The organism is Frateuria sp., from assembly GCF_035943815.1.
Lineage (GTDB): Bacteria > Pseudomonadota > Gammaproteobacteria > Xanthomonadales > Rhodanobacteraceae > Frateuria_A.
In genome coordinates this window covers 141,786-155,110 of sequence record NZ_DASZBU010000001.1, presented here as the reverse complement: position 1 = coordinate 155,110, position 13,325 = coordinate 141,786, and the positions used below count along the sequence as shown (strand labels likewise).

The 13,325-nt window shown below is 69.2% G+C and carries 12 protein-coding genes; 6 read left to right on the top strand and 6 right to left on the bottom strand.

From position 1 onward, the window contains the following. On the top strand, nucleotides 1-230 hold a 230-nt coding region (locus VGU65_RS00685; protein ID WP_327472230.1), incomplete at its 5' end, for an integrase core domain-containing protein. Here the strand turns inward: VGU65_RS00685 and VGU65_RS00680 are convergent. The 4 genes from VGU65_RS00680 to VGU65_RS00665 form a co-directional block, all read right to left on the bottom strand. Then, nucleotides 227-1,957 (bottom strand): protein kinase domain-containing protein, encoded by a 1,731-nt coding sequence (locus VGU65_RS00680; protein ID WP_327472229.1) that lies wholly within the window; start codon nucleotides 1,955-1,957, stop codon nucleotides 227-229. The genes VGU65_RS00685 and VGU65_RS00680 overlap by 4 nt on opposite strands. Next, the gene (locus VGU65_RS00675) at nucleotides 1,942-2,463 is read right to left on the bottom strand and encodes an FHA domain-containing protein (RefSeq protein ID WP_327472228.1); all 522 of its coding nucleotides are present in this window, start codon (nucleotides 2,461-2,463) and stop codon (nucleotides 1,942-1,944) included. Before VGU65_RS00675 ends, VGU65_RS00680 begins: the two co-directional genes overlap by 16 nt. Before the next feature lie 296 nt (nucleotides 2,464-2,759). Next, nucleotides 2,760-4,589 carry a DNA helicase RecQ gene (gene recQ / locus VGU65_RS00670; protein ID WP_327472227.1) on the bottom strand — a complete coding sequence of 610 codons (1,830 nt, stop codon included), beginning with the start codon at nucleotides 4,587-4,589 and terminating at the stop codon, nucleotides 2,760-2,762. A 109-nt stretch (nucleotides 4,590-4,698) separates the two neighbouring features. Next, on the bottom strand, nucleotides 4,699-5,037 hold the full coding sequence (locus tag VGU65_RS00665; protein WP_327472226.1) for an MGMT family protein: 339 nt from the start codon (nucleotides 5,035-5,037) through the stop codon (nucleotides 4,699-4,701). A gap of 66 nt (nucleotides 5,038-5,103) precedes the next feature. Between VGU65_RS00665 and VGU65_RS00660 the strand changes: the two genes are divergently transcribed. Beyond that, the gene (locus VGU65_RS00660; protein WP_327472225.1) at nucleotides 5,104-5,508 is read left to right on the top strand and encodes a hypothetical protein; all 405 of its coding nucleotides are present in this window, start codon (nucleotides 5,104-5,106) and stop codon (nucleotides 5,506-5,508) included. A gap of 35 nt (nucleotides 5,509-5,543) precedes the next feature. Here the strand turns inward: VGU65_RS00660 and VGU65_RS00655 are convergent, their stop codons facing one another. Beyond that, nucleotides 5,544-6,662, bottom strand: coding sequence for an inorganic phosphate transporter (locus VGU65_RS00655; RefSeq protein WP_327472224.1), 1,119 nt, complete (start codon nucleotides 6,660-6,662; stop codon nucleotides 5,544-5,546). 14 nt (nucleotides 6,663-6,676) lie between these two features. Beyond that, complete coding sequence (locus VGU65_RS00650) at nucleotides 6,677-7,306, bottom strand: DUF47 domain-containing protein (protein ID WP_327472223.1); 630 nt, start codon at nucleotides 7,304-7,306, stop codon at nucleotides 6,677-6,679. A gap of 174 nt (nucleotides 7,307-7,480) precedes the next feature. Here VGU65_RS00650 and VGU65_RS00645 point away from each other — a divergent pair, with 174 nt between their 5' ends. The 4 genes from VGU65_RS00645 to VGU65_RS00630 all read left to right on the top strand — a co-directional run bounded on the left by VGU65_RS00645 (nucleotide 7,481) and on the right by VGU65_RS00630 (nucleotide 13,253). Further along, nucleotides 7,481-8,803, top strand: a complete 1,323-nt coding sequence (locus tag VGU65_RS00645; protein ID WP_327472222.1) for a hemolysin family protein — start codon at nucleotides 7,481-7,483, stop codon at nucleotides 8,801-8,803. 59 nt (nucleotides 8,804-8,862) lie between these two features. After that, complete coding sequence (otsB, locus tag VGU65_RS00640; RefSeq protein ID WP_327472221.1) at nucleotides 8,863-9,714, top strand: trehalose-phosphatase; 852 nt, start codon at nucleotides 8,863-8,865, stop codon at nucleotides 9,712-9,714. A 66-nt stretch (nucleotides 9,715-9,780) separates the two neighbouring features. Further along, nucleotides 9,781-11,166, top strand: coding sequence for an alpha,alpha-trehalose-phosphate synthase (UDP-forming) (otsA, locus tag VGU65_RS00635; protein ID WP_327472220.1), 1,386 nt, complete (start codon nucleotides 9,781-9,783; stop codon nucleotides 11,164-11,166). Nucleotides 11,167-11,297: 131 nt separating this feature from the next. Continuing rightward, nucleotides 11,298-13,253 (top strand): CocE/NonD family hydrolase, encoded by a 1,956-nt coding sequence (locus tag VGU65_RS00630; protein ID WP_327472219.1) that lies wholly within the window; start codon nucleotides 11,298-11,300, stop codon nucleotides 13,251-13,253. Nucleotides 13,254-13,325: the final 72 nt, after the last annotated feature.

Here is a 13,325-nt window from a genome sequence, read left to right as displayed (position 1 = left end):
TGCGCACCCGGCCCTACACGCCCCGGACCAATGGCAAGGCCGAGCGCTTCATCCAGACGGCCCTGCGCGAGTGGGCCTACGCCCGCAGCTACGAGCACTCTGCCCAGCGCGCCGCCCATTGGCTGACCTGGCTACACCAGTTCAACTGGCATCGGCCACACGCCAGCCTGGATTACCGGGCCCCAATCACCCGCATCACCATGAACAACCTGGTGGGTTTACACAGCTAGTCGCGTGCCGCCTCGTCCTTGGGACGCTCCGACGCAGGCAGGATGCGGGTAGGCAGTTCCAGCGGCGCGGTGGCGGTGGCACTGGGCCGCCGCGGCCGGCGTTCGCGCGCCTGCAACGCGTTGCACATCAGGTTGAAGGCGGTGAACAGGCGGCCCAGTTCGTCATGCCGCACCAACCGGATGCGATGGCTGAAATCCCCGCGGCCGACCCGCAGCATGGCCTCGCCCAGCACGTCCAGCAGGCCGAGCAGGCGGCGAAACAGCCACCAGGCGGCGCCGGTCACGGCCAGCAGGGTCACCAGCAGCACGGCGGCGATCGCCTTGAGCGTGGTCTTCTGCGCGGCGCGCAATGGCGCATCGCTGATCCCCAGGCGCAACTGCCCGACCTGGGCTGACTGGTAGCGGACCGGCACGTCGAACACCAGCATATCGCCAGGGTCGTTGCCATCGGGGATGCGCACGCGATAACTGGCGATGTCGCCCGCGCCCGGCAGGAAGCCGTCACTGGTGCGTGCGGGCAGTGGGCGCCCCTGCTCGTCGGCGCGGGTGCTTGCGATGACTTCGCCGTAGCGGTTGGCGACGGCGAGGTAATAGATCTGGCGGTTGCGCGAGATGTCCTGCACCAGCGCGCGCGTGGCTGCGCGATCGTCCAGCAGCAGGTTCTCCGCCGCCTCGCTGGCCACCATGCGACCGAGCGATCGCCCGAAGTCCTGCGCCAGACCGGTCACGGCGGCGTTCTGCCGCGCGTAGATCGCGGCCAGGCCGATCAGCAGGGTGAGGCTGAGCACCGCCGCCAGGATGCCGGCCCAGCGCAGCCGCAGCGAGATCAGCCGCGTGGCGAGGGGTTTTTCGTGCAGGCGCTCGTACTCGCGCAAGGCCAGGCGCAGGTCGTCGATCAACTCGGCGCCCCGCTGGTAGCGATCCTGCGGCGCCGGCGCGAGCAAGGTCTGCACGATGTCGAGCAGGATCGTGGGGGTGAATGGATCACGCGGTTGCAGCGCCGGCTGCGGCAATCGCTGACGCTCGGCCAGCAGGCGCTTGACGTCGCCTGTTTCATTCCACGGCAGCTTGCCGCTCAGCAGCCAGTACAGCATCACGCCGAGCGAGAACAGGTCGCTGCGCGCGTCGGTGCGCTCGCCGTGCAGATGCTCCGGGGCCATGTAGGCCGGCGTGCCGCCGACTTCGCGCCGCGGTGCGCCGGGCGAACGCGGGTCGCGCCGCTCGGCGATGCCGAAGTCGCTCACCTTGGCGTGCTGCCAGCCGTCGGAGAGCATGATGTTTTCCGGCTTGATGTCCTGGTGGACCACGCCCTGTGCATGGGCGTAGTCCAGCGCGCTGGCGACTTGCTCGCACAGGCTGATGATCACCGGCAGCGCAGGGAAGCCCTCGCGTGCCACGCGGCTGGTCACCGTATCTCCGGAGAGCCGCTCCATGGCGATGTAGGGTCGCCCATCGTCCATCTCGCCCACGTCGAACAGCGTGACGATGTGCGGATGGGTCAGGTGGCCGACCGCGCGCGCTTCGGTGAGGAAGCGCGCCCGGTACGCCGGGTCGGCAGCGACCGCGCTGCGCAGGCACTTGATCGCTACCTTGCGTTCGATCTCCGGGTCGAAGCCCGCGTAGACCACGGCCATCGCCCCGGCACCGAGCATGCCCTCGATGCGGTAGCGCCCCACCGCCGGCGGGATGCCCCGCTCGTTCGCAACCGGGATCAGGCCAGCCACCATGCCGCCAGCCCCAGGACCACCAGCGCCGCGACCCCCAGCCCGATCCAGCGCCACGCGCCGCCCCCGGCGCCACGTTCACGGGTGAGGAAGGTGAACTCCACTTGGCCGAAGCGCACACGGTCGCCATGCCGCAACGTGGCCTCGTGGACGCGCTTGCCGTTCACGAACGTTCCGTTGGTCGACAGGGTGTTCATGATCACGTACTCGTTGCGCTGGTTCATGATCCAGGCGTGCGAGGCCGAGACGCTCAGGTCCTCAAGCACCACGTCGTTGTCGCCGCGCCGACCGATCGTCTGACGACCCGGCCGCAGCGAAATGCGCCGCCCCAGGAAATCGCCGTTGGCTCCTTCCAGCACGGGCGAGGTGGCGCTGGCCCGGCCCAGCACGACAGGCGCCGCCTCACGGGCGAACTGGCGCAGTTCCTCGGCGGAGAACAGCCGGGTCCCCTGCGGACCGGAGGAGCGCCTGGAGCGGGGAATTGCATTGGGCTGGCCGTGGCCGTCCATCAGAGAACCTCGGTGGAAAGTCCGCGCACTATAACCAAGCGTCAGTCATCAAGGCATGGGGAAGCCTGGCCGTGGGTGGCCGCATCGGACTGTGACTGCGTTCACCCAATCCGCCGGGAAGTTGCCGCGGGTGGCGGACGGCCGCTCCGCGCGAACGCCCATCCGGACATCCTCTCCGGCAGCGGCTTCACCGGCAGGCCCCCTCCCCTGCCTTCGCGGGAGAGGTTCGGACTCGGCCGTGAATTTCGCGTGGATGCACCAGGCGCATAGGCCACGATGGCGCCTCCACCGGGCGCCTAGTCGACCGCGTTGATCACCGCCAGAAAATCGCGCCCATAGCGTTTGAGCTTTGCCTCGCCCACGCCGCTGACCTCCGCCAACTCGCCCTCGTTGGCCGGCATGGCGCGCAACATGGCCAGCAGGGTGGCGTCGTGGAAGACCACATAGGGCGGAACGCCCTGCTGCTTGGCCAGCCGCGTCCGCAGCGCCCGCAAGGCATCCCATAGCGGCTGTTCGTAGGCCTCGATGCCGAGATTGGCGAGGCTGCCCTTCTCAAGCGCGTTGAGCTGGCTGTCGCGGCGGCGGCGCGCACTGCGCACGGGCCGTGCGTCCTCACGCAGCAGCACGCGCTGGCCGCCGGTGAGCACCGCCCGGCTGGCGGGAGTCAAGCGCAGCGTGCCGTATCCCTCGGCGTCGGCCTCCAGCAGGCCGGCAGCGAGCAGCTGGCGGAATACCGAGCGCCACCCTTTCTCGTCCGTGTCCGCGCCGATGCCGAAAGTGGTCAGCCGGTCGTGGCCCAGTTGCCGCATGCGATCGCCCTCGATGCCGCGCAGGATGTCGATCACGTGGCCGGCGCCGAAGCACTGGCCACTGCGGTAGACCGCCGAGAGCGCCTTCTGCGCGGGCACAGTGGCGTCCCAGGTCCTGGGCGGCTCGATGCAGTTGTCGCAGTGGCCGCAGGGGCCGTGGTAGTCCTCGCCGAACGCACCCAGCAGCAGCTCGCGCCGGCAACGCGTGGCCTCGGCGAAGGCCAGCAGGCCTTCGAGCTTCTGCCGCTCGATGCGCTTTCGTTCGTCCGCCGAATCGGACTGGGCGATCATCTGGCTCATCGTCACCACGTCGGACAGGCCGTAGAGCATCAACGCCTCCGCCGGCAATCCATCGCGGCCGGCGCGGCCGGTTTCCTGGTAATAGCCTTCCATCGAGCGGGGCAGGTCCAGATGCGCCACGAAGCGCACGTCGGGCTTGTCGATGCCCATGCCAAAGGCGACGGTGGCCACCATCACCACACCATCCTCGCGCAGGAACTGCTTCTGGTTGGCCGTGCGCACGCGTGCATCGAGGCCAGCGTGGTAAGGCAAGGCCTCGATGCCGGCTTCGGCAAGCCAGACCGCCGTGTCCTCGACCTTCTTGCGGCTCAGCGCATAGACGATGCCTGCCTCGCCGCGATGGCCGTCGAGGAACTGCATCAGCTGCGTGCGCGGGTTGTGCTTGAGCGCGACGCGGTAGCGAATGTTCGGCCGGTCGAAACTGGAGACGAACTGGCGCGCATCGCGCAAGCCGAGGCGCTCGACGATCTCCTCGCGCGTGCGCGGGTCGGCGGTGGCGGTAAGCGCGATACGGGGGATCTGCGCGAAGCGCTGCGGCAGCACGGCCAGTTCGCGATATTCCGGACGGAAATCGTGGCCCCACTGCGAAACGCAGTGCGCCTCGTCGATCGCGAACAAGGCCAGCTCGACCTGCTCGAGCAAACCCAGGAAGCGTGGCGTGAGCAGGCGTTCGGGAGCCACGTAGAGCAGCTTCAGGCCTCCGGCGAGCAGCCGCCGCTCGACCTCGCGCTGGTCCTCCGCCGCCAGGCTGGAGTTGAGGTAGGCCGCCGCAACCCCGGCCTCCCGCAAGGCGTCGACCTGGTCCTGCATCAGGGCGATCAGCGGCGAGACGACGATCGCGGTGCCCGCGCGCAGCAGCGCTGGGATCTGGTAGCACAACGACTTGCCGCCGCCGGTGGGCATGAGCACCAGCGCGTCGCCACCTTCGGCGACCGCATGCACGATCGCCTGTTGCTGGCCGCGGAAACTGGGATAGCCGAAGACGCTGTGGAGAAGTTCGAGGGCGCGGGAAGACATCGTGCGCATGCTACCAAAGCACCCTGCCATCACCGTCGGCGTCAGGCGCGGCCAACCGTAAGCTGCTGCGGACCGAAGGCGTAGGGATGCGACAGCAAGACCGCTGCGGCTAAGCGGGCAAACCCCATAGCGCGCGATCCAGGTCGGCATCCAGGCCAAAGCGCGACAGCGGTACGCAGCCGTTCTTCACTTCGATGCCCTCGGCGCGCAGCAGGCGGCATTGCTCGCGGAAACCACGGCTGCCCGGCGGCAGCGCGACCTGCCCGCTGGCGCGCAGCACGCGGTGCCAGGGCAGCGCCATGTCCGGCGGCGTCTGGCCGAGCAGCTTGCCGACCAGCCGCGCGCGCCCCGGCAGGCCGGCACGCGCCGCGATCGCACCGTAGCTGGCCACGCGGCCGCGCGGTATGGCGGCGATGGCGGCGTAGACGCGGGCATGGCTTTCCTGCATGGGCCGTCACTTGGGCACGATGGGGCGGCAGGTTACCATCGACCCCGCCTTCAGGAGCCTCGCCCCATGCGTCATTTCGAAGCCGTGCGTTCCCATGTCGGCAGCCAGTACGCCCTGCGGCAGAACGATCCGTATCTCATCAGTTTCGACTTGGCACTCCCGCTGGGCCGCCACCAGGGCATCTACCTGGCGGAACTGGAAGACGAGAGCGGCCGGCGCTACCTGCGACTGTCCACGCCGATCGGGCCGCTGGCCGGCATCGACCCGCGCCGCTGCCTGCGCTTCAACTGGGAGCAGCGCACGGGCTTCCTGGCGGTGGCCGACCTCGATGGTTCGCCCTACCTGCACCTGTGCGAGAACCGCCCTTATGAGTTTCTCGACGGCACCGAGCTGGAGCGCCTGATCGCCGAACTGGGCCTGCTCGGCGACCAGCTGGAGCAGGTCATCGCCAACGAGGGCGACAGCCTGTAGGCCAGCCTGCGGCCGCGCCATGCGGCCGCCTGGTCTCAACCGAACGCGCGCGCCAGGCGCACGAAGCCGTAGGCCAGCAGCGCGGTGATCGGCAGGGTCAGGATCCACGCCCACACCATCCGCTCGACCACCGACCAGCGGATCGCGTTGAAGCGCTTGGCCGCGCCCACGCCCATGATCGACGCCGACACGTTGTGCGTGGTCGACACCGGGATGCCGAACGCCGACGCGGTAAGGATCACTGCCGCCGAGCTGCCCTCGGCCGCGAAGCCGTTGATCGGGTGCAGCTTGACCATCTTGTGGCCCAGCGTCTTGATGATGCGCCAGCCGCCGCCGGCGGTGCCGGCCGCCATGGTCAGCGCGCACACCACCGCCACCCAGGCCGGCACGTCGAAGCCGCCCTGCGGCGAGCCGGCGATGCGCAGGAAGCCCAGCCAGCGCGGCAGGTGCTCGAACTGCCCGGCCGCGGTGCCGCCGGCCAGCGCCAGCGCGATGATGCCCATGCTCTTCTGCGCGTCGTTCATGCCGTGCGCCAGGCCCATCGCGCTGGCCGAGACGATCTGCGCCTTGCCGAAGAAGGCGTTGACGAACGGCGTACGCCCGAGCCGCTGCAGCCAGCCCTTGCGGTTGGCCAGCCAGGCGAACAGCCCGTAGAGCGCGCCCATCAGGACAAAACCGATGATGAAACCCATCAGCGGCGAAACCACCATCGGCACCACCACCTTGGGGATCACGCCCTTACCGGACCACCAACTGCCCTGCGCCCAGATCACGGAGCCGAAATTGCCGCCGGCCGCGGCGATCGCCGCGCCGACCAGCGCGCCGACCAGCGCATGGCTGGAACTGGACGGCAGGCCCCACCACCAGGTGATCAGGTTCCACACGGTGGCCGCCAGCAGCGCGCAGATCAGCAACTGCGGGCCGGCATCGACCACATGGGTGTCGATCAGCCCGGCGGCGATGGTCTTGGCCACCGCGGTGCCCCACAGCGCGCCAACCAGGTTGGTCACCGCCGCCAGCAGCACCGCCTGGCCAGGGCTGAGCACCTTGGTCGCCACCACCGTCGCGATGGAGTTGGCGGTGTCGTGGAAGCCGTTGATGTAGGTGAAGGCGAGTGCGATCGCCACCACCGCGAAGACCAGGCCGATGCTCATGCGCTGGCCGTCCTTTAGGAGTTCTTGAGGACGATCGAGTAGACGATGTTACCGACATCGCGGCACTTGTCGATCGCCTTCTCGATCAGTTCGAACAGGTCCTTGGCGAGCATCGCCTTCATGGCGTCCTGGCCTTCCACGTACAACGTGCGGTAGGGCGCCAGCAGCATGCGGTCGCCTTCCGATTCGAGTGCCTGCAGGCGGTCCTGCAGCTTCTTGACCGGGTCGATGCGCAGGCCGCGGCGCAGCTCGCCGATCATCTCCACCACCACGCTGACCGATTCCTCCAGCACGCAGGCGCGCTGGGCGAAGTCGACGTCCGCCACCCGCTCGGCCACGACCGAGTAGCGTTCGGCGAATTTCTCCACCGTCTTGGGGATCTTGTACAGCGCGGAATTGAGCGCTTCGATGTCCTCGCGATCCAGCGCGGTAACGAAGGTGTTCACCAGCTCCTCGCTGATCTGCGCGGCCAGCGCCTTCTCGCGTGCGCGGGCACCTGTGAAGTCGGCCATGACCGGCGCGCGCGCCTTGTTCGCCAACATCTGATGCAGCGCCTTGGCGCTCTCATGGGCAGCCTCGGCGCTCTGCTCGAGCAGGCCATAGAACTTGTCGCCCTTACCGAAAATGGTCTGCAGTGAAAACATGCGCGTGCCTGGAATGAGGGGAGGTCAAACAGCCGCCGATATTACAAGAGCTGCCCGATCGGCCGCACGGCAGGTGGGGCCGCGCCGCCTTCACCGGCCCTGCACGTACCGCTGCGGCACGTGCGGGCATCCCGTACACTGCGCTCCCATGCGACCCCGAAGTACCCCGCCGCGATGCTGACCGACATCGCGCTCGTCATCCTGCTGTCGGTCTGCAACGGCTTCTTCGCGCTTTCGGAGATGGCGCTGGTCGCCTCGCGCAAGAGCCGCCTCAAGCAGATGGCGCAGGGCAGCCGCCGCGCCCGCGTCGCGCTGCGCCATGCCGAGGCGCCCGAACACTTCCTCTCCACGGTGCAGGTCGGCATCACGCTTGTGATGCTGATTACCGGTGCGCTGGCCGGCGACCGGCTGGGCGACCGGTTTGCCCAGATGCTGCAGGGTGGCCAGCTGAGCTGGCTTGCGCCGTACGCCCATGGCGTCGGCATCGTGCTCGGCTTCGTGGTGATCTCCTACATCCAGATCGTGATCGGCGAACTGGTGCCCAAGCGGCTGGCGCTTTCCTCGCCCGAGAAGCTCTCGGTGGGCGTCGCCGTGCCGATGCTGGTGCTCTCGCGCATCACCGGGCCGTTCGTGTGGCTGCTGAACCGCTCCAGCGGCCTGCTGCTCAAGCTGCTGCGGGCGAACGACCAGGGCCGCGGCGCCGTCACCGAGGAGGAGATCCGCCTGCTGGTGGCCGAAAGCGCCGAGCAGGGCGTGCTCGACGCGGACGAGCACAACATGGTCAACCGCGTGCTGCGCCTGGGCGACCGCACCGTCGACAGCGTGATGACTCCGCGCATGCGCATCGCCTGGCTGGACCAGGCCGCCTCGCGCGAGGAGAACATCGCGGTGATGCGCGAGACGCCCTATTCGCGCTACCCGGTCTACCGCGACGACGAGAGCGAGGTGGTCGGCGTGCTCGAAGTCAAGAGTCTGATCGGCCGCATCGCCGGCGAAACGCCGGAACTGTTCCGTCAGCTGGCCAAGCCGCTGTTCGTGCCGGCCACCGCGCGGGCGATGGACCTGCTGGAGGAATTCCGCGACGCCGAGACGCCGGTGGCGCTGGTCGTCGACGAGTACGGCGACATCGAGGGGCTGGTCACGCTCAACGACCTGCTCGCGGCGGTGGTCGGCGCCAGCCAGCTCGGCCACGGCGGCAGCGAGGAGCACCCGCCCATCGTGCCGCGCGAGGACGGCAGCTGGCTGGTCGACGGTTCGCTTTCCACCGAGGACCTGCGCGAACTGCTGCACGTGGACCGCCTGCCCGGCGAAGAGGAGCACGAATACCGCACCGCCGCCGGCATGGTGATGACCGCACTGGGCCACATCCCGCACACCGGCGAGGTGTTCGCCTGGCGCGGCATCCGCTTCGAGGTGCTGGACCTGGACGGCGCGCGGATCGACAAGCTGCTGGTGACGCCGGCACCGCGCATCGAGACGGCGGACGACGCGCAGTAGGCGGCCCTCGGCCCCTCCATCGTTCGGCTCTTCACGTCCCGTTTGCTAGGCTCGGATCGATGCCTCCAGCCAAGCCCGCCACCGTGGCCGCGTCACTGCCGGCGCCACCGTTGCCCGGTCCCGACCAGCGCTGGGCCTTGTTCCTCGACGTCGACGGCTGCCTGCTCGAGTTCGCCGACGACCCTGCGGCAGTCGTCGTGTCCTCCGCGCTGCGTGGCCTGCTGCATGCCCTGCACGAGCGCCTCGGCGGCGCGATGGCGCTGGTCAGCGGGCGCGGCGTGGCCGACCTGGACCGGCTGTTCGGCACGCCGCCATGGGCCATGGCCGGCCTGCACGGCTACCAATTGCGCCAAGCCCACGGCCGCTATCGCGAGCTGGCCGTGGATCCCTACGACCAGGTACGCATGCGTGCCGCCGTGGAAGCCCTGGCCGCGCGCCTGGAGGGCGTGCAACTGGAGGACAAGCACCACGCCATGGCGCTGCACTGCCGGCGCGCGCCGGCGCAGCTGCCGGCGTTGCGCGAAGCGGCCCGGGCGTTGGCCGCCGAGCTGCCCGGCTACGAGCTGCAGCCGGGCGACCTGGTAATGGAGTTCAAGCCGTCCGGCGTAGACAAGGGCGGCGCGGTGGAGGAACTGATGCAGCACCGGCCCTTTGCCGGCCGCACGCCGGTCTACCTGGGCGACGACCTGACCGACGAGCACGCCTTCGCGGCCGTCAACCGCGCTGGCGGCATCAGCGTGCGCGTCGGCCAGCGCGAGCCCAGCCAGGCGCGGTTCACGTTGCCTAGCCCGGGGGCCGTCCAGGCTTGGCTGGAGCGGGTGCGGGACGCGCCCGACGAACCTGCAGAACCCGATGGAGTTTCGACCGATGCCGACCCTGATGGAGGGCAACCCGCCGTCCGCCTGCCCTGAGCCAGCGGCTTCCGGCACCACCGCCCTGGCGACGCTCGTCCGGTGCCGCCGCCCGGGAGCCGTTCGATGAGCCGCACCGGCAAGAAGCCTGGCCGGCTGGTGGTGGTCTCCAACCGCGTGGCACTGCCCAGGCAGACCGCCACCGGCGGGCTCGCCTCGGCCATGCGCGCGGCGCTCAAGGAACGCGGCGGGCTGTGGTTCGGCTGGAGCGGCAAGCTCGCCGCGCGCAGCGCCGAGGAACTGCACCGGCTGAGCGACGGCCCCATCGACTACGTCACCATCGACCTCTCGCGGGCCGACCACGACGACTTCTACGCCGGCTTCGCCAACCGCACGCTGTGGCCGCTGTTCCATTATCGGCCGGACCTGGTGGACTACCAGCGCAGCCATCTGGAAGGCTATCTGCGCGTCAATGCAGTCTATGCCGACGAGCTGGTCAAGCTGCTCGATCCGGACGACATCATCTGGGTGCACGACTACCACCTGATCCCGCTGGCGGCGATGCTGCGCGAGCGCGGCGTGCGCAACCGCATCGGCTTTTTCCTGCATACGCCCCTGCCGGCCGCCGCCCTGCTGATCGCCCTGCCCAAGCATCGCGAACTGCTGGAGACACTGGCCAGCTACGACCTGGTCGGCCTGCACACCGCGCGCGATCTGCGCGCGCTGGAGGACTACTTCCTGCACGAGGTCGGTGGCGCCATGCGCCCCGGCGGCCGGTTGCGCGCGGCCAACGGGCGGCTTTTCCGCGCCGGCGTGTTCCCGATAAGCATCGACACCGCCGAGGTGGCCGAGACGGCGCGGCGCGCGGCGAGCGAGCCGGGCGTGCAGCAGCTCTACGAAAGCCTGGACGGCCGCGCGCTGATCATCGGCGTCGACCGGCTGGACTATTCCAAGGGACTGGCCGAGCGCTTCGAGGCCTTCGCCGACGTGCTCGAGCGTTCGCCCGCGCTGCACAGCCGCGTGACCTTTCTTCAGATCGCACCGCCCTCGCGCGGCGCGGTGCCGGAGTACCGGCTGATCCGCCGCGAACTGGAGCGCAGCGCCGGACACATCAACGGCAAGTTCGCCACGCCCGAATGGGTGCCGATCCGCTATGTCAACCAGTCCTTCCCGCACACACTGCTGGCCGGCTACTACCGCGTGGCACGGGTGGGCCTGGTCACCCCGCTGCGCGACGGCATGAACCTGGTGGCCAAGGAGTACGTCGCCAGCCAGGATCCGAAGAACCCGGGCGTGCTGGTGCTCTCGCGCTTCGCCGGCGCCGCGCAGGAGTTGACCGAGGCCTTGCTGGTCAACCCCGCCGACACCATCGAGGTGGCCGATGCGCTGGAGCGTGCGCTGGCCATGCCGCTGCGGGAACGCATCGCGCGCTGGCGCAGCATGATGGACGTGCTGCAACGCCACGATCTGACCGCCTGGCGCAACGCGTTCCTGAACGCGCTGACCGCCTGAAAGGCGCTAGCGCTCCCCCGGACATGCCCGGGATAAAGTCATCGGGAGCCGCCCATGCCTGACCCCTGCCCCCCGCGAGCAGCCCTGCCGCGATCGGCTACGCTAGCCCGGTTCACCCAGGGGAGTCCGTCATGAAACTGCGCTTCGCCGTCCACCCCGGCCTGCTGGCCATGCTGCTCGCCACCAGCGCCGCCCTGCCCGCCGCCGATGCGCCGCAGGCGAAATACCCCAACTATCCGAGCGAGACGCCGGCGCACTTCACGCCCGCCACGGACAGCTTCGACTACACGCGGCGCGAGGCGATGATCCCGATGCGCGACGGCGTGAAGCTGCACACGGTCATCCTGGTCCCCAAGGGGGCCAAACACGCCGGCATCCTGCTCACCCGCACACCCTACGACGCCAACGCGCTCACCAGCCACACCATGAGCGGCCATCTGGCGCCCATGCTCCAGGGCTACGACAACGCCACCGACGTGGTCGTCGAGGACGGCTACATCCGCGTGGTGCAGGACGTGCGCGGCAAGTACGGCTCGGAGGGCGACTACGTGATGAACCGCCCGCTGCACGGGCCGCAGAACCCGACGCCGGTGGACGACGCCACCGACACGTACGACACCATCGACTGGCTGGTGAAGAACGTTCCCGAGTCCAACGGCAAGGTTGGCACGCTGGGCATCTCCTACGACGGCTTCGAGCCGTTGATGGCGCTGGTCCACCCCCACCCCGCGCTCAAGGTCTCGGTGCCGATGAACCCGATGGTCGACGGCTGGATGGGCGACGACTGGTTCCACCACGGCGCATTCCGCCAGCAGAACATGAGCTACGTCTACGAGCAGACGGCCAGCCGCGACAACTCGATCAAGTGGTGGACCAGCTACCACGACCAGTACGACCTCTTCATGCACTACGGCTCGGCCGGCGCGCTGGGCCAGGCCTATGGCATGGAGCAGCTGGGCTTCTGGAACAAGCTGCTGGCCCACCCGGCCTACGATGCGTTCTGGTCCGACCAGGCGGTCGACAAGCTGCTCGCCAAAGAGCCGCTCAAGGTGCCGGTGATGCTGGTGCACAGCCTGTGGGACCAGGAAGACATCTACGGTGCGCTCGCCGTGTACCGCGCGATCAAGCCCAAGGACACCCGCAGCGACATGGTCAGGCTGGTGATGGGCCCCTGGCACCACGGCCAGGAGATCGACGAGGGCAGTTCGCTCGGCGCGATCCGCTTCGGCAGCGACACCGCCAAGTATTTCCGCGAGCACATCCTGCGCCCGTTCCTGGCGCAGTACCTCAAGGACGGCGCGCCCAAGGCGGACCTCGCCCCGGTCACCGCCTTCCAGACCGGCACCAACCGCTGGCAGCGGCTGGACCGCTGGCCGCTTTCCTGCGAGCAGGGGTGCGCCGCCAGCAGCCGCGCGCTGTACCTTGAACCCGGCCAGAAGCTGGGCTTCGACGCGCCGGCCGGCGGCAACGCCTACGACGAATACGTTTCCGACCCGGCCCATCCGGTGCCCTACCGCGCCCGCCCCAGCCAGCCGATGGGCTACGACAACGGCCTGACCTGGTCGCAGTGGCTGGTCGACGACCAGCGCGAAGCCTCCGGCCGCACCGACGTGCTGACCTACGTCTCCGAACCGCTCACCGCGCCGCTGACCGTCGCCGGTGCGCCCGAGGTGCACCTGGTCGCATCCACCAGCGGCACCGACAGCGACTGGGTGGTCAAGCTGATCGACGTCTACCCCGACCAGGTCGCCGAACAGCCAGAGATGGGCGGCTACCAGCTCGCGGTGGCGATGGACATCTTCCGTGGCCGTTACCGCACGGGCTTCGACAAGCCGGCGCCGCTGGCCGCGAACCAGCCGCTGGACTACCGTTTCGCCCTGCCCGCAGCCAACCACGTGTTCCTGCCCGGCCACCGGCTGATGGTGCAGGTGCAGTCGAGCTGGTTCCCGCTCTACGATCGCAACCCGCAGACGTTCGTGCCGAACATCTTCAAGGCGCAACCGGCCGATTACGTCAAGGCGACGCAGCGCATCTACCACGCGCCAGGCCGGGCCAGCTTCATCGCGCTGCCGGTCGTCACCCGCTGACGGTGCTGCCCCTTCCCCGGCACAGCCGGGGAAGGGGCAAGGGCTGGACCGCAGGGGACCGCGCGCGAGGTC